The sequence below is a fragment of the Exiguobacterium sp. s26 genome (assembly GCF_018618235.1).
Classification (GTDB): domain Bacteria; phylum Bacillota; class Bacilli; order Exiguobacteriales; family Exiguobacteriaceae; genus Exiguobacterium; species Exiguobacterium chiriqhucha.
Genome location: NZ_JACSLS010000001.1, coordinates 149,883 through 170,485, shown reverse-complemented (window position 1 = coordinate 170,485; position 20,603 = coordinate 149,883). Strand labels below are relative to the sequence as shown.

Sequence of the window (20,603 nt, the reverse complement as noted above, 5' to 3'; positions counted from 1 at the left end):
TGACACGTCCGTGACTCAAAAGTGACTGTTTCGTCACTTAGACGATTGCTTTGTAGAATCGAATTTGAAACGCGGTCCCGGCTCCACGTTCACTGCGGACGGTCAGTTCACCTTGTTGGCTTGTGATGATGCTGTGGGCCATGGCAAGCCCGATGCCGACGCTGTCGTCACTCGCATTCATACCCTTATAAAAACGTTGGAAAATATACGGGATGTCTTGTTTGGCGATGCCGCTCCCCGTGTCACGGATGACGATTTCCGTGTACAGTGTGTTCTCGCTAAATTCGATGAACAGCTCCCCTTCTTCCGGTGTATGTTCGACGCAATTTTTCAAGATGTTGATGAGCGCCTCGGTCGTCCACTTCAAGTCGCCTTCGAACGTGACATCACGCTCACCCGTAATCTGAAGCCGCTGCATTTTGATATCGATTGGCACGAGCATCGGTTTCGTCACGGCTTGAACGAGTGCGGGGACGGATACCGGTTCCCGTTTGAACTGAATCGTCCCGGCATCGATTTTAGACAGCTTGAGCAGTGACGAGACGAGCCACTCCATCCGCTCGAGCTGCACTTGTACGTTATGCGTGAACTCTTGACGCTTGTCATCTGACAGCCGTGGGTCACTGAGCAAGTCCGCCATGACGGTCATCGAGGTGAGCGGGGTTTTCAGCTGATGGGAGATGTCGGAGAGGGCATCCGTCAACTTCTGCTTGTCCTCTTCGAGATGCGTCCCTTGCTCGGACAGCATCTTCGTCACTTTATAGATTTGGCTCTTCAATAGACTGAGCTCGCCTTCACGGTTGTCGCGGACATCGAGTTTATAATTGCCGTTGCTGATCTCTTGCAGGTAACTCGACAGCTGATTGATTTCCCGATAGCGCCACGTCGTGAACCGATATGTCACGATCAAGAACGCGACCGACAAAAGGAGGACGAGAATGACGGCCTCCATCGATAGGAACAAAGATGCGACGATAGAAGCCACCCCAATCAGCAGCAACAGACTGACTAAATAGATACGGATTTCTCGATTGCGCAACATGTCAGCGTTCCACCTTATAGCCAATCCCGCGAACCGTCTTAATCAACGTCGGCCGTTGCGGGTCGTCTTCGAGCTTCTCGCGTAACCGTTTGATGTAGACGGTCAACGTATTGTCATTCACGAAGTCCCCACCCATGTCCCAAATCTGGTCGAGCAGCTGGGCGCGGGACAACACTTGTCCTGTATGTCTGCCGAAGATGAGCAATAAGCGGTATTCAAGCGCCGTCAATAAAATCTCGCTCCCATCCTTTGTGACTTTGGCGTCTTGGGTATTGATTTCAACCGCCCCGATTGTCAAAACGGGTGAGCTGGCTTGTTTATGGTAGCGGCGCAATACCGAGTGAATCCGTGAGATGAGTTCACGGACCCGGAACGGTTTCGTGATGTAGTCGTCCGCCCCCATATCGAGTCCCATGACGACGTTCACTTCATCATCGAACGCCGTCAAAAAGATGACGGGCGTATCCTGTTTTTGCTTCACGAGCCGACATAAGTCATAGCCGCTCCCGTCCGGCAACGACAAGTCGAATAGACACAGGTCGATCGTATGTAACTGTTGTTCAATCAAACGTGTCGCGTCGGTCGCGTTCTGGCACAACGTCGTCGTGAATTGTTCTTGTTCGAGCGAATATTGGAGACCGGAGGCGATTGTCCGGTCGTCTTCCACGATTAAAATGTGCATGTCTACTCCTCCTGTTTCGTTTCGACTACTCAAACTTCTCTTCCAATTCTATCGAAAAAAGGGACCCAGTATACACTGAATCCCGGTAAAACATTATTCGACTGTCGATGCTGCCTCGGCAAGCGCCGCTTCTTCTCTATGATAGTTCTCAACGAACGCATCGAGATGTGCCCGCACTTCGTCTGTCGATTTTGTGTCCATGAGCTTCACACGGAGGTCACTCGCCCCGCGGAACCCTTTCACGTAAATCTTGAAGAAGCGGTGCAAGTTCGAGATTGAACGCGGCACCTCTTCTTGGAACTTGTCTTGCAGGTCGAGTTGGAGACGAAGCAAGTCGAGGTACTCTTCCATCGAATGCTCACGCGGTTCTTTCTCGAACGCGAATGGGTTCTTGAAAATCCCGCGGCCAATCATGACGCCGTCGACGCCATACTTCTCGACGAGTTCTAACCCCATCTGACGGTCGAGGATATCTCCGTTAATCGTGATGAGTGTGTCCGGTGCGATCTCATCGCGCAGTTTGACGATATCCGGGATCATCTCCCAGTGCGCGTCGACTTTACTCATCTCGTTGCGTGTGCGCAAGTGAATCGACAAGTTGGCGATGTCTTGTTTCAAGAGATGCGTCAACCAGTCGCGCCACTCATCGAGCTTCGCGAATCCGAGACGTGTCTTAACGCTGACGGGGATTCCGCCGGCTTTCGCCGCTTGGATGAGTTCCGCTGCGACGTCAGGACGAAGGATGAGTCCGCTCCCTTTCCCGCGCTTGGCCACGTTCGGCACCGGACAACCCATGTTGATGTCGAGGCCTTTATAGCCCATCTCAGCCATGCCGATGCTCATCTCACGGAAGTAGTCAGGGTTGTCGCCCCAAATGTGGGCGACCATCGGCTGCTCGTCCTCAGTGAACGTCAAGCGCCCGCGCAGGCTGCCTTTCCCTTCCGGATGGCAATAGCTGTCCGAGTTCGCAAACTCGGTGAAGAACACGTCTGGTCGGCCGGCATGGGCGACGACGTGGCGGAAGACGACATCGGTCACGTCTTCCATCGGGGCAAGTATAAAGAATGGACGCGGAAGGTCGCGCCAGAAGTTTTCTTTCATGTCAAATCATTCCCTTTCGTAGTCAATCCAATAAAATCACTTTATCTATCTTATTATGGACGCGGGAATGTATCAACTGACAATACTTTAAAAAGCTCAGCGTTGTTCATTTTCGATGATTTTAAAGAAGTGAGCAAATCCGTCCTGCAGCAAATACTCTAATATACGATTCGTGTGCTCAGATTCGACAACTTGAACATTCAACAGCGTTTGGAGCACCATCCCATCGATTGCAGCCATCGTCCACGCGGCGACCGCTCTCGTCGAGGGTCCGCGTTCAACGCAGTACGCTCTCACAAAGATAGCTTCGACGCGATTGATCCAATCCTCGTATTTTTCTTTAAACTTATTTTGTAACTCCACATTCCCGAGCATCGCCTCATGAGCCAAATAAAACTGCAAACGGCTTTCCGCATCTTTTTTGAGTCGGTCTTGCATCCCATCAAAGATTTCTTGAATGATTTCGTGGGCCTCTTTCTTATCTTCAATCGAGATGGTCGCGATTCGTCGAATCTCACCTAATCCTTCATCCATCACGTCATACAGAATAGCCTCTTTCGAACTGTAATAATGATAGATTGCGCCCGTGCTAAAGCCCGCTTTTTTTGCGATTCCCCGAAGCGTCGTACCTTGAATCCCGTTTTCGATAATCGTCGCTCGCGCCGCTTCTAATATCTTTTGTTTTCCTTCGTTCATCATATGCCCGACGCTCCTCACGTAATAATGGCTAATTATATCATAATGATTTGTCGGATTTATGACATGTCCCTGTGACGTACCAAACTGTATTGACATCGCTTTCATTAGTTTGTTACACTTTTCACATAAACATAACGAACGTTCGGTATGTTTAAAGACATCATCTTTTCGTCGTTGCTTCATCACTATCCTTTAGAAATGAAAGGGGCGTTATCGTATGTTCTTCTTTGAGTCTATCCCTTGGTACAATGTCGTGATGTGGTTCGTCGTCTTCGGTCTATTAATCGGGTTGAATGAAATCGTCCGATCTAGCAAAAAAGCAAGTATCTTCATGTTCATGGCCGTACCGATCGCCTTAACCCCGATTTGGTTTTTCACCGCCGATCCTGAAATCACCTCATGGTTCCATTGGGTGAAAGTGTATTCAGCATTGGCCGGAAGCTTGATTTACATGGTCATCCGCTTCACCGATTACCATAAGAAGCATCCATGGTATTTGATGCTCGTCCCAGGTATTTTGGCACTCAACATCGTCGAGGCCGTCGTTCGAGAGTTCCAAGTCGGCATCATGGGATTTGAAGGGATGGTCGATGGGATGTACTACATCTCGGGCGGGTGGAACTACGTGAACGCCGTCGCCGGAATCTTGAACTTGGTCCTCATCTGCGGCTGGGTCGGGATCTTCGCGACATCTGGTAAGAAAAAAGACATGCTCTGGCCCGACCAGACGAAGCTATGGATTATCGCCTATGGTGTTTGGAACATCGCCTACGTCTATTCATGTGCGCCGGGTAACGCTTTTTACTCAGGCTTCGCTTTGAACATCGCTGCGACAGTGCCCGTACTCTTATGGGCAAAAGGTACATGGATGCAAAACCGTGCCCAGACGCTCTCGTTTTGGATGATGTGGGTCATGACGTTCCCTTACTTCTTTGCTGTCGGTAGCACGTTCAATGTGAGTGTGTCCTACAACCCGGCAGCGAACTGGACGATCGCCCTGCTCAGTTTGGCACTGAACGTCGTCCTCGCCGTCTGGCAAGTGACGCGAATCGTCAAATACAAACTCAATCCGTTGAAAGATGAATTGTGGAAAGATACGAACGAGTATAAAGAAATCAACGCGATGCGTGAAGACACTGCTCCTGAACGGGAAGCTGTCATCGGTAAAGCATTGTAAACAAAAGACGGGCCTCAATGCCCGTCTTTTGTTACGTGCATTTAGATAGCTTTGAGAGCAGCTGAAAATAAGTTGCCTCTTCAAAAAAGATTTTCCGTGTATGATATAATTGTAAATAATTTGATCAAAGTGAAAAGGGTGAGAAAAGTGGATAAGAATTCATATATCGAACGTCAAAAACAAGTGAAATTTGCAGTTGGTATGGCTGCAATCGATGGGGGAAAACCAAGTCCTTTCACACAAAAATTGCTAAGTCGATATGAAAATGGCGAGATCACTTCAGCTCAGTTTAAACAAGCCATTATGGAGCAGTATGCGAAAGCACAGCAATCCTAATGGATCCTTACGTTTACCCCAATACAAGTGTGCTTATAAATAAGCTTGGGATAACTGACGAGCAACAACTGATTACTGTTGAAGCGCAACTTATCATTGCAAACTTATTAGAAATCGAATCGCTCATTTCGAAAGTAGACTTCGATAGTTATCATTCTCTACAACAAATCCATCGACATCTATTCAACGAACTATATGAATGGGCCGGCGATTTTCGCTCAATCAATATCTATAAAAATGAGCGAATTTTGGGCGGTATATCTGTGATTTACAGTGATTCTTTGCAGATTCAAACGGACTTAGCATCTATCTTTGATTGGAAACAAAAAATCACATGGACCCATCAAAATATACGACTGCCCATCTATTTCGCTAAGCTAATGACAGATTTGTGGCGGGTTCATCCTTTTCGCGAAGGGAATACCCGTACCGTTTCTGTTTTCATGAAACTTTTCGCTCAACATCATAATTTGTCTTTTAATGCAGAATTGCTTTCTAATAACGCTGGTTACCTTAGAAATGCCCTCGTCATGGCTGCCATCAATGAAGTGCCAGATCCGACCTATTTATACAAAATCATAAATGATGCTTTATCTATTGATGTCTCTAATAGCTTGTCAGATAGTGACGCTTCTTCTGAAAAGTATCGCACAATTGGTTCATATAACGTTTCTAGTTACGAAGAGAATCCGTTCTCTACAGACCCTCATGAATCATAATTCAAAAAAACAGACAACCTTAGAGAAACCGTTCATCGGTCACACTAAGGTTGTTGTTTTTCTAATGTCATTAGATGAAGGCCTTAACTTTTAATGTATTCGCGTTATTGTGGACTTAACTCTCCCGTACCAAACGTTGCATCGAACGCCCGACACCAGATCACGACGGTCGTGTATTGCGTGAAATCAACATCTTCAGGAATCAAATAATTTTGGTTCCCGGTATTGCCCTTTAATGCGCCTAGACGAATTCCTTCTGTCGTCTCCATCTCCGGCTGAATCAAATAGACGAACAAGTCGGGCCCATTTGTCGTTTGGAAATCTTCGAAGCGCAGGTACACGCCGTCTTCTGCACGGATCGTTTGAATGTTCCCTGACGTTTCATAGTTCTTTTCTCCATCCATGAACACTCCTGCCAAGTCGGCAAACTCCTTAGCGGTGCCGTCATCCTCAGACGACGGGGGTTCCGTCGCTTCCTCGGCTTCGCCCTCCTCGTCTACAGTTGCGTCAATTGACGTCGGCGGAAGTCCCTCATCAACCGTCTCGTCCAAGAAAATAGGAGAAATGAGCCACCACCCAATCAACAGGACGGCTACTCCCACTATACCTAGGATCACTTTTGTCACGTTTCGCATCCTCTTCACTCCTTTTCATGAGAAAATCTTCAGTTCTCAGTACAAGTAACCTACTAAATCCAAATGACCGTCCGACCATGCTTTATTCCCTACAGGCCGAATCATCAACTCATCAAAGGATGCTTCCCCAATTCCACGTGTCATCTGCCGTTCATCGTCGATTTTGAGCCACGTACACGTGTTGTTGACATGGTTGAATCCCGCTCGTAAATAAAGATCAGGTCGGTCCGCAAACAATAAGAGGAAATCGACTTGATTCGTCTCTCCTACACCAATGACCTCATCCAATAACGCCTTACCAATACCGTCGCCCTGCATCTCTTTTTTGACGCATAAATCAATCACACCAAGAACTTGAATCGGTTCCCCGTTCAAATTCATCACTCGATAGTCTAGTCCGACATGACCAACGACTTGACCTTCGTCCCCAAAAGCGAGAAGACGGAGGTGAGGCAATTGCTTGAAATATCGACGATTCGGATAGAGCGGTTCAAATGACACCACCAACAACTCACTGATTTCATTACTCAATGTCTCATCAAGTTCTAACTCTACATAACGCTGAATCTTCATCCACACGCTCCTTATCGTCTTGATCCTAAAAAAACCTCCGATTTCAAACAAAATCGAAGGTTCATCTGTATTCATCTTATTCCACTTTCTCTAACCACGCCACCGTCTCCACATGCGCCGTATGCGGGAACATGTCGACCGGTGTGACTTCGACTAATTTGTATCCACGGTCCGCAAGATAACGCATATCGCGCGCTTGCGTCGCGACGTTACACGACACGTAGACGATGCGCTTCGGTGCCATCTCGACCATCGTCTCGAGGAACGACTCGGCACAGCCTTTACGCGGCGGATCGACGACGATGACGTCTGGATTGATGCCATCCTTCTTCCACTGCGGCAACACATCTTCCGCCGCTCCACACGCGTACGTCACGTTGTCGATTTCGTTGACGAGCGCGTTCTGTTTCGCGTCCTCAATCGCTTCCGGTACGACTTCGACGCCGTACACGTGCGCCGCTTTCCGGGCGAGGAACAGACTGATCGTCCCGATGCCGCAATAGGCGTCGACGACTTGTTCCGTCCCGGTGAGTTGCGCGTATTCGAGCGCCTTGCCGTACAGCTTCTCCGTCTGGATCGGGTTGACTTGGAAGAACGAGTGCGGGGAAATCGTGAACGTCAGTCCGCCGATTTTGTCCTCAATCGTCTCATGGCCATACAACAATTTGTTCGTCGACCCTAAGATGACGTTCGTCTTGTCCGGGTTGACGTTTTGCATGATCGACGTCAAGTCCGGCAGACGTTTCAAGATGTCGGCGACAATCTCATTCACGCCTTTGATTTTCGTCGTCTTCGTGATGAGGACGATCATCAATTCACCCGAATGGTAGCCGTAACGGGCCATGACGTGGCGGATGACGCCGCGCCCGGTCTTCTCATCGTACGCCGGCACACCGTGCGCCGCGAGCACGTCACGGACGACTTGGACGGCCTCATCGTTGCGCTCGTCTTGGATGAGACATTCCTTCATCTCGACGATGTCGTGCGAACGTGGACGATAAAAACCGGCGACGAGGCGGCCGGCCTCGTCTTTGAACGGCACTTGCGCCTTGTTGCGGTAACGCCATGGTTCCGGCATGCCGATCGTCTCGTGGACAGGCACATCGAATTGGCCAAGTCGCTTCAACGCATCGACGACACGGTCCCGTTTTTGACGGAGCTGGCCGTCGTAGCTGAAGTGTTGGAGCTGACAGCCCCCGCACTGATAGAAAATCGGGCACGGTGGCTCAACGCGGTCCGCACTCGCTTCTTTCACATCGATCAAGCGGGCGAACCCGTACTGTTTATTCGTCTTCGTCACGACGATCTCCACGGTCTCTCCCGGAAGTGCGTTCGGGACGAACAACGTATAACCGTCGACGCGTGCCACGCCCGCGCCCTCATGCGTGAGGTCGTGGATGTGGACGTCGAGACGGTCATTTTTTTGGACTGGTAACATGAGTCTCTCCTTTCCCGATTCAAAAAATAGTGTGTATTGGTTCATACCCGTTCCAAGCGAACGAAAAGCTCGGCGTGTGCGCCACGCCGAGCCGAATCATTCTGCTTTCTCGTTTGACACGTTGAACAGCTGTTTGATCATCTGCTCGCGTTCATACTGGGCGTTCAAGTCTTCCATCTCACGGATGCGCGCGTTCGGTGCGAGCACCGTCAAGTGACGGAACAAGTTTCGCATCTCGCCCGTGCATTCGCCGCCGTATTCGCCGTCGATATTGAGACTCATCCGTTCCGTCGTCGTCTTCATCTTGACGCGTCCCGTCTTGACGTGCTCGACGAGCGGACTCGACAAGTGCTCACCACGGAGCAACAAACCGACGACGTGGATGAACTCGAACAAGTTACACTTGCGCAAGATGAACAAGTCGAACAGTCCGTCGTTCAGTGAGGCGTGTGGTGAAATCTTCTCGAAGCCACCGACCGAGTTCGAGTTCGACGTGAGGAAAATCATGACCTCGCCGCTGAACGTGCCCTCGTCGTGCTCGAGCTCGATATACGTCGGCTTGATGAGTGGAAGCTTCTCCATCCCTTTGACGTAATAGGCGAGCTGACCGAGCGCCGTCTTCAGTTTCGACGGCACCTCGTACGACAGCTCCGTCATGATGCCGCCACCGGCGATATTGATGAAGTAGTGGATATCCCCTGTCTCCCCTTCAATCTCACCGAGGTCGACCGGCATCTCGAAACCGTCACAGATGACGTCGAGGGCACCGACGACGTTGAGCGGAATCCGCATCGCTCGGGCAAAGTCGTTCGTCGTTCCGACTGGGATGAGTCCGATCGTCGGACGCGTGTCGAGCGGGGCGAGTCCCGAGATAACCTCGTTCAGCGTCCCGTCCCCACCAGCCGCGATAATCAAGTCGAACTCGGCCTCCGCGGCTCGAACGGCTTCGAGCGTCGCGTCGCCGATTGCTTTCGTCGCGTACGTCGACGTCTCATAACCCGCATCCTCGAGGCGGTTCAAAATGTACGGGAGTTCCCGTTTGATCACTTCTTTTCCAGATGTCGGGTTATAGATGACCCGTGCGCGTTTTCGTTGCATACTATTCTCTCCCCATGCTCAAGTCGAGCGAAAAGCGAGACACAAGTGCCTCGCCGCTTGTTTAGCGTTTGGCGATCTCTTCGTGGAACAAGCCATCGAGGAGTGCCGGGTTCGCCATCCCTTTCGTCTGCTTCATGATCTGTCCGATGATAAAGCCTTTGGCACGGTCTTTCCCGTTCTTAAAGTCTTCAATCATCTGCGGATGCGCTTCGAACAAGTCAAGGATGTAGCCGCGGAGCAAGTTCTCGTCCGAGATTTGGGCGAGACCGTTCGCTTCGACGTACGCCTTCGGCTCGGCGCCTTCTTCGATCATGGCTGTGAACACGCGTTTGGCGATCTTCGAAGAAATTGTACCTTCTCCAATCAAACGAATCAACTCCGCGAGCGAGCTCGGCGTCAATTTCATCGTCTCGATCGTATCGTCCGATTTGTTCAAGTGGCCGAGCACTTCGCCCATGAGCCAGTTCGCTGCCGCTTTCGGTTCGGCACCGGCCGCAGTCGTCGCTTCGAAGAAGTCCGAGAACTCCCGCGTCGACGTGAGCGCCTTGGCGTCATAAGCCGACAAGCCGTAGTTGTTCATATAACGTTCGCGACGTGCGACCGGAAGTTCCGGAAGCGTGGCGCGGATGCGTTCTTTCCATTCCTCATCGATTTCGAGACGGACGAGGTCCGGCTCTGGGAAGTAGCGGTAATCGGCCGCTCCTTCTTTGACACGCATGAGGATCGTCTTCTTCGCCGCCTCGTCAAAACGGAGCGTCTCTTGACGCATGACGCCGCCCGTGATGAGCAGTTTACGGTGACGGTCTTCCTCATACTCGAGCGCCTTCAAGACGTTCGAGAACGAGTTCAAGTTTTTGAGCTCCGTCTTCGTGCCGAACGGCTCTTGACCGAACGGACGGACCGAGATGTTACAGTCGCAACGGAGCGACCCTTCTTCCATCTTGACGTCCGAGACGCCCGCGAACGAGAGCACTTCTTTCAAGCGCTCAAGATAAGCGACGGCGTCTTTCGGTGAACGCATGTCAGCCTCACTGACGATTTCGATGAGGGGTGACCCGGTCCGGTTGAAGTCGACGACCGAGTGTTTCTCGCCCGTGTGGTTCATCTTCCCGGCATCTTCTTCGAGATGGACGCGTTCGATGCGGAACCGTTTCATCTCACCGTCGACTTCGACGTCGACGTGGCCGTTGAAACCGATCGGCTGGTCGAACTGCGAGATTTGGTACGCTTTCGGCGTATCCGGATAGAAGTAGTTCTTGCGGTCAAATTTCGTATCGGTCGCGATTTCGCAGTTGAGTGCCATCGCGGCCTTGATGGCGAGATTGACCGCCTCTTCGTTCAATTTAGGCAAGACGCCCGGGTGTCCGAGACAAATCGGACACGTCTGTGTATTCGTTTCGGCACCGTATGTGCGCGAGCAGCCACACCAAATCTTCGACTTCGTGCTCAGCTCGGCGTGCACCTCGATCCCGATGATCGTTTCAAAGTTCATCGTACGTCCTCCTTAGAGCTGTGGCATCTTGAAACCGCCGTTTGCTTGTTCAAAAGCATGGGCCACGCGGTAGAGTGTTGGTTCACTGAAATGGTTCCCGATGATCTGTAAACCGACCGGGAGGCCTTCTGACAAGCCAGCCGGTACCGAGATGGCCGGGATGCCCGCCAAGTTGACCGGAATCGTCATAATATCGTTGGCATACATCGTGAGCGGATCTTCGAGCTGGTCACCGAGTTTGAACGCGACCGTCGGCGCAGTCGGTCCGATAATCGCGTCGTAGTCGGCGAACACGTTCGCGAAGTCTTGCTTCATGAGCGTGCGGACCTGTTGCGATTTCTTGTAGAACGCATCGTAATAACCCGAGCTGAGTGCGTACGTCCCGAGCATGATGCGGCGTTTCACTTCTTCCCCGAAACCTTGTTCGCGCGAATACGTGAACACTTCTTCGAGCGCATCGGCCTCGGCGCGACGTCCGTAACGGATGCCGTCAAACCGGGCGAGGTTCGAAGATGCTTCTGATGACGCGAGCAAGTAGTATGTCGGGAGCGCGTATTTCACTGTCGGGAGCGAGACCTCCTCGACCGTCGCACCGAGCGATTTGAGCGTCTCGACCGCTTCTTCAATTTGTTTGCGGACACCGTCTGACACGCCTTCGGCCATGAACTCTTTTGGAAGTGCGAGCTTCATGCCTTTGATGTCGCCGTGAAGCGATTTCGTGTAATCCGGAAGGTCGACCGTTGCTGACGTCGAGTCCATGTCGCAATGACCGGCAATCGCGTTCAACAAGTAGGCGTTATCTTCGACCGTACGTGTGAGCGGACCGATTTGGTCGAGCGACGAGGCGAATGCGACGAGGCCGTAACGTGAGACGAGACCGTACGTCGGTTTCATCCCGACGACGCCACAATAGGCTGCCGGCTGACGAATCGAGCCACCCGTATCCGAGCCGAGGCTGAACAGGACTTGTCCGGCCGCGACCGTTGCTGCTGAACCGCCTGACGAACCGCCTGGTACGCGCGTCGGGTCCCACGGGTTGCGGACGACTTTGAACGCCGAGTTCTCGTTCGATGAACCCATCGCGAACTCGTCCATGTTCAACTTCCCGATTGTGACGGCACCGGCGTCATGGAGACGCTCGACGACCGTCGCGTCATGTGCCGGGACAAAGTTCTCGAGGAACTTCGAGGCACACGTCGTGCGTGTCCCTTTCGTGACGATGTTGTCTTTGACGCCGATTGGTAAACCGAAGAGCGGGTTGTCCGAGGTCTTGGCGAGCTCGTCCATCCGTTTCGCCTGTTCGAACGCGTCTTCGTTGAGCGTCAAGAAGGCACCGATTTTCTCGTCGGTCGCCTCGATGCGGTCAAATGATTCTTTGACGAGGTCGGATACCGTGACTTCGCCTTCTTTTATAAGCGTATGCAGCTTGGCTACACCGTGATCAAATAAACTCATGAAGGGCCTCCTTATTCAAAGACCGCTGGGACACGGACTTGGCCGTTCTCCCAATCAGGTGCCATCCGTTCGACTTCCTCGCGTGGAAGTGAAGGACGAACCTCGTCTTTGCGTAGTACGTTTTTCAAATCTAGGGCATGGGTCGTCGGGATGACGCCCGTCGTATCCAATTCATCGAGTTGCTCGGCGAACTCGAGGATTTTTGTCAATTGCTCCGTGAAGTGCGTCACTTCATCTTCTGTGATCGCAAGTCGGGCGAGTCCGGCGACGTGCCGAACTTCAGCTTCTGTGATTCGAGCCAAAGGTTCCACCTCCAACAGTTTTCAATACATCGTCCATTATCATACCACTTTTTTATAAGACAAAAAAGAAAATCCCATCTCGCCAATCTTGATGTCTTTTTTGAAAACTTAGGGAATGTCCTCGTAATATTGACTCGTTTCCAAAAACGCCTATTCGGTCCGTCCCCTAATCTCATTATGCTTAGAAAGAAGCATTATTTTTTCGAGGGGGATTCCTATGTCAATTCGTAATAAACTGATCGTCGCGTTCACCGTCTTGCTCGTGTTGTTGCTCGGGGTGAGCGGCTACTCGTTTTATGCGTTGAATGCATCCAAGGCCGCCCAACAAGATATGACCGTCTCGTGGGTACCGGGGATGGACCAAATTCATCTCGTCGATAAACAGCTGCTTGAGATTCGTCAACAGATGATGCGTCACGCCTTGATCGAGGACGAGGTGACGAAGCAAAATGTCGAAACGAACCTCAACACGGGCATCACGATTCTCGAACAACAAATGAGCGGTTATTCATCGACCATCATCACGAAAGCCGATCAAGAGCTGTTCGATCAAGCGACGGATCAATGGGCGACATTTAAAACGAACATCGAGGAGCTCGTCCGCATCTCGAACGAGGACGGTCAAGCCGCGGCCGACGCCTATATCCGGGACACGGCGACACCGGCCGCCGACGCCCTCTCGAACACGCTCGGTCTGCTCGTCAACTTGAACCGCGATGAGATTCGGTCTGACACGGAATCCGGTGCGGCGCTGTTCGAACAAGTCCAGCTCACGCTCATCGTCATCATGGCCGCGGCCGTCATCTTCACCGTGCTTATGATGGTGTTCATCTTCCGCTCGATTTTCGAGCCGCTCAAGGAGTTCAAAGTGAAGATGCGGGAGTTGGCCACGAGCGAAGGTGATTTGACGACGGCCATCCCGGTGAAGCGCCGCGACGAGTTCTCGGGACTCGCCCGCGACTTCAACCAGTTCCTCGCCAATCTGCGGCAATTGATTTTGCAAGTGAACGGTGTGTCTCACGGGGTGACCGAACAGTCGGCACACATGTATGACGAGTTGCGCGAGCTCGACACGTATATGACGACGACGGCCGCCACGACCGAGGACTTGACGGCCGGGATGCAACAGACGGCCGCGAGCGCCCAAGAAATGAACGCGTCCGCCTCTGATATGGAACGGACGCTGCACAACATCGTGACGATGGCCGCCGAGCGAAAAGCCGAGGCCGAGCAAGTCGATACCCGCGCCGTCGCCTTGCGCGACCATGCCGTCGAGGCGAAAGCGTCCGCGCTCCACGTCCTGTCGTCGACGCGCGTCAACTTGGAGCAGGCAATGCAAGACGCCAAAGCCGTCCGCGAGATTGCGACGCTCACGAACGACATTTTGGACATCGCTGCCCAGACGAACCTGTTGTCATTGAACGCCTCGATTGAAGCCGCTCGGGCCGGTGAAGCGGGACGCGGGTTCGCCGTCGTCGCCGATGAGATTCGGAAACTGGCCGAGACGAGCCGGACGACCGTCGAACGGATTCAAGCCATCTCGACGACCGTGCTCCACTCCGTCGACCATTTGAACGACACGTCGAGCGAGATGCTCCATTTCCTCGATACGAACGTGTTGAAAGACTATGACCAACTCGAGGAAGCGGCCGAGCATTACAGCGAAGACGCCGGCCGGTTCGAAGCGACCGCCTCCGAGTTCGCCGAGGCCGCCATCGAACTCGAACAGTTGACGTCGAACATGATCAGGGTCATCCAAGACGTGGCCGTGACGGTCAACAACGGTGCGCTCGGCACGCAGGAAATCGCTGAGAAAGTGACGATGTCTGTCGACCGCTTCAGCGAGTTGAACCGTGTCACCGAGATCTCGCAACAGAAGATGGACGAATTGAACACGTTGATCGGTCAATTCAAAGTATGACAAAAGGAAGCGTCCTCATGCGAGGGCGCTTCCTTTTGGTTAAGCGGCCGCTTGCCGCAGTTCTTTTTTCCGTTCGAGCTCGAAACGCTTCGTCTCGGCGACGACGACACCTGACAAGAACAAGAGACCAATCAAGTTTGGAATCGCCATCAGGCCGTTGAAGACGTCCGAGATGGCCCAAATCAAGTTCAAGTTCGTCGTCATCGCACCAAGTCCGGCGACGACGATATACATCATCCGATACGGCATGATGGCTTTCTCCCCGAGCAAGTAATAGACCGACCGTTCCCCATAATAACACCAGCCGATCACTGTCGAAAACGCGAAGAAGACGAGCGAGATTGTGACGATCAGTTCCCCAATCGGACCGAGGAAGTACGCGAATGACGCTTGCGTCAACTCGATGCCTTGCAGACCGCTCGTATACTGACCACTCATGACAATCGTCAACCCGGTGATCGAACAGACGATGAGCGTATCGATCAACACTTGCGTCATCGAGACGAGCGCCTGTCGTCCCGGGAAATCGGTCTTCGCGGCTGCCGCTGCGATTGGCGCCGAGCCGAGGCCCGCCTCATTCGAGAACACGCCGCGTGCGACCCCGTATCGAATCGCGGCACCGAGCGCCCCACCGCCGATAGCTTCCGCACTGAACGTGCTCGAGAAGATGGTCGCGAACGCCGACGGAATCAACTCGAAGTTCATGACGAGGATGACGAGACCCCCACCGACATAGCCGATGATCATAACGGGCACGAACACGCCGACGACTTTCCCAATCGATTTGACGCCCCCGAGGATAACGAATCCAGTCAGCACCATGAGCCCGATGCCCGTCACGAGCATCGGGATCCCGAATGACGTGTTGAGTGCCATACTGATTGAGTTCGTCTGGACGCCGTTGCCGATGCCGAACGCGGCAATCGCAGCGAACAAGGCGAACGTCATGCCGAGCCACTTCTTCTTCAAGCCGTGCTCCAAGTAATACATCGGTCCGCCGGCAATCTCGCCCCGCTCATCGACGACACGATATTTGACGGCGAGAATCGCCTCGGCGTACTTCGTCGCCATCCCGATGAAACCGGAGAGCCACATCCAGACGATGGCGCCCGGTCCCCCGAGGACGACCGCCGTCGCAACGCCGACCATGTTCCCGGTCCCGACCGTGGCCGCGAGCGCTGTCATGAGCGCTTGGAAGTGAGAGATGTCACCGCGTTGCTTTTTCTGTTTCTCTGCTTCCGCTCCCGTTTTCTGTTTCGGGAGGAACGCCTCTTTCAAACCGTATCCGAGCCGCGTCACTTGGATAAAGCCGAGCCGGAACGTCAAATAGACGCCTGTCCCAATCAATAGAATCAATAAGTGTGGCCCCCAGACGAGGTTCGATAAACTCGTCAGGACCGCTTCAAACTTTTCCATGCTACTCTGCCCCCTATGTAAATCTGGTGTTCACCGTTCCTTCATATTTTTCAGAACATTCTCAACTTCGTCAAGTTGACAAGGCATTAATCCGGTCCGATGTCGTGTAATATTTTTGTAATATACCACTTTTCCGCTTTATCTTACCCTAATTCTGAATTTAGTATTTGAAATAAAATTGTAATGCGAGGCGCACAAAAAAACGGCCCCCGTTTTGGAAGCCGTCTCGTTTCATGTCGTGAGCGCCGCGACGACCTCGTCGACGTGTCCGTTCACTTTCACACTGCGCCATTCCTGTTCGATATAGCCGTCCTCGTTGATGAGGAACGTCGAACGGACGATGCCATAGTACTCTTTCCCGTAATTCTTTTTCAATTGCCAAACGCCGTATAGCTCCGACACCTCATGCGTGTCGTCAACGAGCAAATCGAACGGCAGCTCATGTTTGGCGATGAAGTTTTGGTGCTTCTTCTGGCTGTCGGCCGAGATGCCGAGGACGACGGCCCCGTTCAATCGCGGTGTCGCATCGCGGAAGTCACATGCCTCGGTCGTACAACCCGGTGTCGCGTCCTTCGGGTAAAAATAAAGCACGACTTTCTGGCCCCGGTAGTCCTCGAGCGAGATCATGTCCCCGTTTTGGTTCGGTAATGTGAATGTCGGTGCTAACATGTTATTTCCTCCTTATCCGAACGACGGGTCGACGAGATTCTCGTCATAACCGTCGATCGCTTGTTCTAATTTTTGTTTGAGCGGTTCGAGCACTTCGAGATACTCGACCGGATCTTCTGTTGCAGCGGCCTTTTTAAGTGCCGCCTCATTGTCGGTATACCACGTCCGGTACGCCTCGAAGTAGTTGGCCATCGTGTCTTGGTTTTCCGGCACCGTGAGCGTCTCGGCCATGAGCAAGAAGACGTTATTGTCGGCCTCGAGCGCGACGTAGTCGGTCTGGGCGTTCACTTGGTCATAAATCGGGCCAGCCTCGTCTTCCGGCACTTCGGCGAGACGGGCGTTCGCTTCTGCATTCACGCCGTACTCGTTCGCCTCGATTCCCGTCAACATGTCGCCAACTTCCCCAATCACGTCGGCCGGGATAAGAGCCGGGGTGACGACGAGTTTCCAGTCCTCCCCTTCTTTGATAGCGACTTTCGAAAGTCGGTTCGGCAGTTCATTGCCGTCCGCATCCTCCATCTCATGGACGATGAACGCGACGTCCCCGTCCTCGTTCACCCAGCTCTCGTACATATCGCCCGGCGTGAGGCCACGCATCTCGGCACCGGTCGCCGGGATGTCGGTCAACTCGCCCGCATAGTCGATGGCTTTGAGTGCCGCCGCATCACCGTTTTCGAGCGCTTGTTGGTATGACGTATACAAGGTCTCGACCGCTTCCGGGAGCGGCGTTTTCGTCTCTTCGGCCGCCTCTTCCGTCGGCGTTTCGTCCGCCGTCCCGCATCCCGCGAGCAACACGGTCAGCGCGAGCGGCATCATCCACTTGTTCATTCAATCATTCCCTTCGCAAGTCGTCCTGTACCCTCATCCTACCACGACTCGATTTCGAGCGAAAACGACACGCTTTTCTGGAAAATTGTTTCACTAGGATTTCACCACGATTTTCGATACAATACAGACGTAAGCGCTTCAATATACGATCACTTTTAAGGGGGAACGAGAATGATTCCATACAAACATGAACCATTCACAGACTTTACAAACAAAGAGAACGCCGCAGCCATCCAAGCGGCGATCGAGAAAGTCAACGGTGAGCTCGGAAAAGACTATCCGCTCGTAATCGGTGGGGAGAAAGTTACGACGGAAGGCAAAATCACGTCTTACAACCCGGCCAATAAAGAAGAAGTCATCGGTCACGTCTCGAAAGCGAACCAAGAGCTCGCTGAGCGTGCGATGCAAGAAGCGCTCACAGCGTTCGACTCATGGCGCCATGTCGATCCGGCCGTCCGTGCCGACGTCTTGTTCAAAGCGGCGAACATCGTCCGCAAGCGCAAGCACGAGTTCTCAGCTTACCTCGTCAAGGAGGCAGGCAAGCCGTGGAACGAAGCGGACGCGGATACAGCAGAAGCGATCGACTTCATGGAATACTATGCACGTCAAATGCTCGAGCTCAAACCAGGTAAAAAAGTCGAGAGCCGTCCGGGCGAATACAACCGCTATGACTACATCCCACTCGGGGTCGGGATCGTCATCAGCCCTTGGAACTTCCCGTTCGCAATCATGGCAGGGACGGCCGTCGCGGCTATCGTTGCCGGTAACACGATCCTCTTGAAACCAGCATCGACGACACCGATCGTCGCTGCGAAATTCGTCGAGGTCATGGAAGAAGCAGGCCTTCCGAAAGGCGTCCTCAACTTCATCCCAGGACCAGGTGCAGAAGTCGGTGACTATCTCGTCGACCATCCGAAGACACGCTTCATCAGCTTCACAGGTTCACGTGATGTCGGCTTGCGCATCAACGAGCGTGCGTCGAAATTGAACGACGGCCAAATCTGGCTCAAACGCGTCATCGCAGAGATGGGCGGAAAAGATACGATCGTCGTCGACGAATCAGCGGATCTCGAACTCGCGGCCCAGTCAATCGTCAAATCGGCGTTCGGCTTCTCTGGTCAAAAATGTTCGGCTTGTTCTCGTGCCGTCATCGTCGACAGCGTGTATGACACGGTGCTCGACCGCGTCGTCGAATTGACGAACGAACTCTCGGTCGGCAACACGGAGCAAAACGAACACTTCATGGGACCGGTCATCGATGCGGCCGCGTTCAAAAAAATCACATCATACTTCGACGTCGCCAAAGAAGAAGGCAAAATCGTCGCCGGTGGTAAAGCCGACGACTCGACAGGCTACTTCATCGAGCCGACGGTCGTCGCTGACGTCGCGCCGAAAGCACGTCTCATGCAAGAAGAAATCTTTGGACCGATCGTCGCCTTCACGAAAGCGAAAGACTTCAAAGAAGCGATCGACATCGCCAACAACACGGAATACGGCTTGACGGGTGCTGTCCTCACGCGTGACCGCTCGAACCAAGAGTACGCGCGTCAGAACTTCCACGTCGGGAACTTGTATTTCAACCGTGGTTGCACAGGCGCCATCGTCGGCTATCAGCCGTTCGGCGGGTTCAACATGTCAGGTACAGACTCAAAAGCAGGCGGACCGGATTACATCCAGCTCCACATGCAAGCAAAAACGACGTCTGAGACGTTTTAATCAATCAGCCCGGCTCATCTGAGTCGGGCTTTCTTTCACCAAAGGAGGTTTCTCATGGAGACGTTTGACGATTTTTTAGCAACGATTGACGACCTGGAACACCGTGCCAAACTGGACGACATATTCGTGTGGGTCCGGGAGACATTCCCGCACCTCGAGGAACGCATCGCCTGGAATCAGCCGATGTTCACCGATCACGGGACGTTCATCATCGCCTTCAGTGTGGCCAAAGCACACTTTGCCGTCGCGCCGGAGGCCGTCCCGCTCGAGGTGTTCCAGATCCAAATCCGGGAGGCGGGCTATACGCAGACGAAACAGCTGTTCCGTATCAAGTGGAGCCAAACCGTCGACTACGATTTGCTTCGTGACATCATCGCGTTCAATATCGAAGATAAGGCCGGTCACACGTCGTTTTGGCGTTGATCTGAAAGAAGGAGCGATGACGCACATGTCACCGCTCCTTTTCTGTGGCTTATCCTAACGCCACGTCCAAAATCATCATGATGGTGAAGCCGAGCATCAACGCCATCGACGCCATATCTTTATGCCCATTCTCTTGCGACCCCGGGATCACTTCTTCGACGACGACAAAAATCATCGCCCCGGCGGCAAAGCTGAGCGCGAACGGCAAGAGCGGCTCCATGACGAGCACGGCCCAGACGCCGACCAGTGCGGCCGCCGGTTCGACCATGCCCGATAACTGACCGTAGAAAAAACTTCGGCGCCGGGAGAGCCCATCCCGTCTGAGCGGGAGCGATACGGCGGCACCTTCCGGAAAGTTTTGAATACCGATGCCGATGGCCAAGGCGATGGCACCCGTTAGCGATGCGGACGGGAAATCGGCCGCGACCGCCCCGAAGGCGACGCCGACGGCCAGTCCTTCCGGGATGTTATGCAGCGTGATCGCCAAGACGAGCAACGTGCTACGCTTCCGTTTTTGCGGACGGATGCCCTCCACTTCTTTGAGGGAAGACGTCGGATGCACGTGCGGAATCAGTTTGTCGACGACTGCCAAAAACAGACCACCCACTAAAAAACCGACGGTGGCCGGAAACCAAGCCGGCATCGCGTCTTGTTCCGCCATTTCGATGGCCGGGGCGAGGAGTGACCAAAAACTGGCCGCTATCATGACACCGCCGGCAAACCCGAGCATGCTGTCCATCAACCGCTCGTTAATCGACTTCGTCATGAAGACGATGGCCGCCCCGAGCGCGGTCATCCCCCATGTGAACATCGTCCCGAGCAACGCCTGCATGGCCGGGCTCAGTTGAGCCACCCATTCCCACATCACCATCGCCTCCTTC

Annotated in this window: 21 protein-coding genes; 6 read left to right on the top strand and 15 right to left on the bottom strand. The window is 53.1% G+C overall.

Annotated features, from left to right (window positions below; all coding sequences use genetic code 11):
* Positions 1-37: 37 nt before the first annotated feature.
* The 4 genes from KNP82_RS00790 to KNP82_RS00775 all read right to left on the bottom strand — a co-directional run bounded on the left by KNP82_RS00790 (position 38) and on the right by KNP82_RS00775 (position 3,524).
* Positions 38-1,042: a sensor histidine kinase gene (locus tag KNP82_RS00790; RefSeq protein ID WP_214799227.1), complete on the bottom strand. Its 1,005-nt coding sequence runs from the start codon at positions 1,040-1,042 to the stop codon at positions 38-40.
* 1 nt (position 1,043) lies between these two features.
* Entirely contained in the window at positions 1,044-1,724 is a 681-nt protein-coding gene (locus tag KNP82_RS00785) for a response regulator transcription factor (RefSeq protein WP_214826667.1), read from the bottom strand.
* Positions 1,725-1,817: 93 nt separating this feature from the next.
* Positions 1,818-2,825: a tRNA dihydrouridine synthase gene (locus tag KNP82_RS00780; protein ID WP_214717982.1), complete on the bottom strand. Its 1,008-nt coding sequence runs from the start codon at positions 2,823-2,825 to the stop codon at positions 1,818-1,820.
* A gap of 96 nt (positions 2,826-2,921) precedes the next feature.
* Complete coding sequence (locus KNP82_RS00775; RefSeq protein ID WP_214826664.1) at positions 2,922-3,524, bottom strand: TetR/AcrR family transcriptional regulator; 603 nt, start codon at positions 3,522-3,524, stop codon at positions 2,922-2,924.
* Positions 3,525-3,741: 217 nt separating this feature from the next.
* Between KNP82_RS00775 and KNP82_RS00770 the strand changes: the two genes are divergently transcribed.
* Genes KNP82_RS00770 through KNP82_RS00760 form a run of 3 tightly spaced genes read left to right on the top strand, consistent with a single transcriptional unit; the run spans position 3,742 to position 5,756 of the window.
* Positions 3,742-4,701, top strand: coding sequence for a DUF5692 family protein (locus KNP82_RS00770; RefSeq protein WP_214826662.1), 960 nt, complete (start codon positions 3,742-3,744; stop codon positions 4,699-4,701).
* 51 nt (positions 4,702-4,752) lie between these two features.
* Positions 4,753-5,037, top strand: a complete 285-nt coding sequence (locus tag KNP82_RS00765; protein WP_242678983.1) for an antitoxin VbhA family protein — start codon at positions 4,753-4,755, stop codon at positions 5,035-5,037.
* On the top strand, positions 5,037-5,756 hold the full coding sequence (locus KNP82_RS00760) for a Fic/DOC family protein (protein WP_029594958.1): 720 nt from the start codon (positions 5,037-5,039) through the stop codon (positions 5,754-5,756). The genes KNP82_RS00765 and KNP82_RS00760 overlap by 1 nt, the downstream gene beginning before the upstream one ends.
* A 104-nt stretch (positions 5,757-5,860) precedes the next feature.
* On the opposite strand, the gene KNP82_RS00755 is transcribed toward KNP82_RS00760, so the two are convergent.
* The 7 genes from KNP82_RS00755 to gatC all read right to left on the bottom strand — a co-directional run bounded on the left by KNP82_RS00755 (position 5,861) and on the right by gatC (position 12,749).
* Complete coding sequence (locus KNP82_RS00755; protein ID WP_029594957.1) at positions 5,861-6,391, bottom strand: DM13 domain-containing protein; 531 nt, start codon at positions 6,389-6,391, stop codon at positions 5,861-5,863.
* A gap of 36 nt (positions 6,392-6,427) precedes the next feature.
* A complete protein-coding gene (locus tag KNP82_RS00750; protein ID WP_029594956.1) occupies positions 6,428-6,964 on the bottom strand; it encodes a GNAT family N-acetyltransferase in 537 nt (178 codons plus the stop codon).
* A gap of 76 nt (positions 6,965-7,040) precedes the next feature.
* On the bottom strand, positions 7,041-8,402 hold the full coding sequence (gene rlmD, locus KNP82_RS00745) for a 23S rRNA (uracil(1939)-C(5))-methyltransferase RlmD (RefSeq protein ID WP_131471912.1): 1,362 nt from the start codon (positions 8,400-8,402) through the stop codon (positions 7,041-7,043).
* Positions 8,403-8,498: 96 nt separating this feature from the next.
* Positions 8,499-9,500, bottom strand: a complete 1,002-nt coding sequence (locus KNP82_RS00740; protein ID WP_029594954.1) for a diacylglycerol kinase — start codon at positions 9,498-9,500, stop codon at positions 8,499-8,501.
* A gap of 61 nt (positions 9,501-9,561) precedes the next feature.
* Positions 9,562-10,992: an Asp-tRNA(Asn)/Glu-tRNA(Gln) amidotransferase subunit GatB gene (gene gatB / locus KNP82_RS00735; RefSeq protein WP_021066489.1), complete on the bottom strand. Its 1,431-nt coding sequence runs from the start codon at positions 10,990-10,992 to the stop codon at positions 9,562-9,564.
* A gap of 12 nt (positions 10,993-11,004) precedes the next feature.
* Positions 11,005-12,447 carry an Asp-tRNA(Asn)/Glu-tRNA(Gln) amidotransferase subunit GatA gene (gene gatA, locus KNP82_RS00730; RefSeq protein WP_029594953.1) on the bottom strand — a complete coding sequence of 481 codons (1,443 nt, stop codon included), beginning with the start codon at positions 12,445-12,447 and terminating at the stop codon, positions 11,005-11,007.
* A gap of 11 nt (positions 12,448-12,458) precedes the next feature.
* Positions 12,459-12,749, bottom strand: coding sequence for an Asp-tRNA(Asn)/Glu-tRNA(Gln) amidotransferase subunit GatC (gene gatC / locus KNP82_RS00725; protein ID WP_021066487.1), 291 nt, complete (start codon positions 12,747-12,749; stop codon positions 12,459-12,461).
* Between the two features lie 217 nt (positions 12,750-12,966).
* Here gatC and KNP82_RS00720 point away from each other — a divergent pair, with 217 nt between their 5' ends.
* On the top strand, positions 12,967-14,670 hold the full coding sequence (locus KNP82_RS00720) for a methyl-accepting chemotaxis protein (protein WP_029594952.1): 1,704 nt from the start codon (positions 12,967-12,969) through the stop codon (positions 14,668-14,670).
* Between the two features lie 39 nt (positions 14,671-14,709).
* Here the strand turns inward: KNP82_RS00720 and KNP82_RS00715 are convergent, their stop codons facing one another.
* From KNP82_RS00715 to KNP82_RS00705, 3 genes are all read right to left on the bottom strand, one after another.
* The gene (locus KNP82_RS00715) at positions 14,710-16,086 is read right to left on the bottom strand and encodes an alanine/glycine:cation symporter family protein (protein WP_029594951.1); all 1,377 of its coding nucleotides are present in this window, start codon (positions 16,084-16,086) and stop codon (positions 14,710-14,712) included.
* 231 nt (positions 16,087-16,317) lie between these two features.
* Complete coding sequence (gene bcp, locus KNP82_RS00710) at positions 16,318-16,755, bottom strand: thioredoxin-dependent thiol peroxidase (protein ID WP_021066484.1); 438 nt, start codon at positions 16,753-16,755, stop codon at positions 16,318-16,320.
* 12 nt (positions 16,756-16,767) lie between these two features.
* Positions 16,768-17,583: a nuclear transport factor 2 family protein gene (locus KNP82_RS00705; protein ID WP_058764301.1), complete on the bottom strand. Its 816-nt coding sequence runs from the start codon at positions 17,581-17,583 to the stop codon at positions 16,768-16,770.
* Between the two features lie 171 nt (positions 17,584-17,754).
* Between KNP82_RS00705 and pruA the strand changes: the two genes are divergently transcribed.
* Positions 17,755-19,299 carry an L-glutamate gamma-semialdehyde dehydrogenase gene (gene pruA, locus KNP82_RS00700; RefSeq protein WP_021066482.1) on the top strand — a complete coding sequence of 515 codons (1,545 nt, stop codon included), beginning with the start codon at positions 17,755-17,757 and terminating at the stop codon, positions 19,297-19,299.
* A 54-nt stretch (positions 19,300-19,353) separates the two neighbouring features.
* A complete protein-coding gene (locus KNP82_RS00695) occupies positions 19,354-19,722 on the top strand; it encodes an iron chaperone (protein WP_214826660.1) in 369 nt (122 codons plus the stop codon).
* Positions 19,723-19,771: 49 nt separating this feature from the next.
* Here the strand turns inward: KNP82_RS00695 and KNP82_RS00690 are convergent, their stop codons facing one another.
* A complete protein-coding gene (locus tag KNP82_RS00690; RefSeq protein WP_131471904.1) occupies positions 19,772-20,587 on the bottom strand; it encodes a ZIP family metal transporter in 816 nt (271 codons plus the stop codon).
* Positions 20,588-20,603 lie beyond the last annotated feature (16 nt).

Coding starts and splice junctions, on each gene's coding strand:
- KNP82_RS00740 (WP_029594954.1), bottom strand. CDS start 9,500: ATGCAACGAAAACGCGCACGGGTCATCTATAACCCGACATCTGGAAAA.
- KNP82_RS00720 (WP_029594952.1), top strand. CDS start 12,967: ATGTCAATTCGTAATAAACTGATCGTCGCGTTCACCGTCTTGCTCGTG.
- KNP82_RS00705 (WP_058764301.1), bottom strand. CDS start 17,583: ATGAACAAGTGGATGATGCCGCTCGCGCTGACCGTGTTGCTCGCGGGA.
- gatA (WP_029594953.1), bottom strand. CDS start 12,447: ATGAGTTTATTTGATCACGGTGTAGCCAAGCTGCATACGCTTATAAAA.
- KNP82_RS00715 (WP_029594951.1), bottom strand. CDS start 16,086: ATGGAAAAGTTTGAAGCGGTCCTGACGAGTTTATCGAACCTCGTCTGG.
- KNP82_RS00775 (WP_214826664.1), bottom strand. CDS start 3,524: ATGATGAACGAAGGAAAACAAAAGATATTAGAAGCGGCGCGAGCGACG.
- pruA (WP_021066482.1), top strand. CDS start 17,755: ATGATTCCATACAAACATGAACCATTCACAGACTTTACAAACAAAGAG.
- KNP82_RS00760 (WP_029594958.1), top strand. CDS start 5,037: ATGGATCCTTACGTTTACCCCAATACAAGTGTGCTTATAAATAAGCTT.
- rlmD (WP_131471912.1), bottom strand. CDS start 8,402: ATGTTACCAGTCCAAAAAAATGACCGTCTCGACGTCCACATCCACGAC.
- gatB (WP_021066489.1), bottom strand. CDS start 10,992: ATGAACTTTGAAACGATCATCGGGATCGAGGTGCACGCCGAGCTGAGC.
- KNP82_RS00750 (WP_029594956.1), bottom strand. CDS start 6,964: ATGAAGATTCAGCGTTATGTAGAGTTAGAACTTGATGAGACATTGAGT.
- KNP82_RS00695 (WP_214826660.1), top strand. CDS start 19,354: ATGGAGACGTTTGACGATTTTTTAGCAACGATTGACGACCTGGAACAC.
- KNP82_RS00790 (WP_214799227.1), bottom strand. CDS start 1,042: ATGTTGCGCAATCGAGAAATCCGTATCTATTTAGTCAGTCTGTTGCTG.
- KNP82_RS00690 (WP_131471904.1), bottom strand. CDS start 20,587: ATGTGGGAATGGGTGGCTCAACTGAGCCCGGCCATGCAGGCGTTGCTC.
- KNP82_RS00780 (WP_214717982.1), bottom strand. CDS start 2,825: ATGAAAGAAAACTTCTGGCGCGACCTTCCGCGTCCATTCTTTATACTT.
- KNP82_RS00770 (WP_214826662.1), top strand. CDS start 3,742: ATGTTCTTCTTTGAGTCTATCCCTTGGTACAATGTCGTGATGTGGTTC.
- bcp (WP_021066484.1), bottom strand. CDS start 16,755: ATGTTAGCACCGACATTCACATTACCGAACCAAAACGGGGACATGATC.
- KNP82_RS00755 (WP_029594957.1), bottom strand. CDS start 6,391: ATGCGAAACGTGACAAAAGTGATCCTAGGTATAGTGGGAGTAGCCGTC.
- KNP82_RS00785 (WP_214826667.1), bottom strand. CDS start 1,724: ATGCACATTTTAATCGTGGAAGACGACCGGACAATCGCCTCCGGTCTC.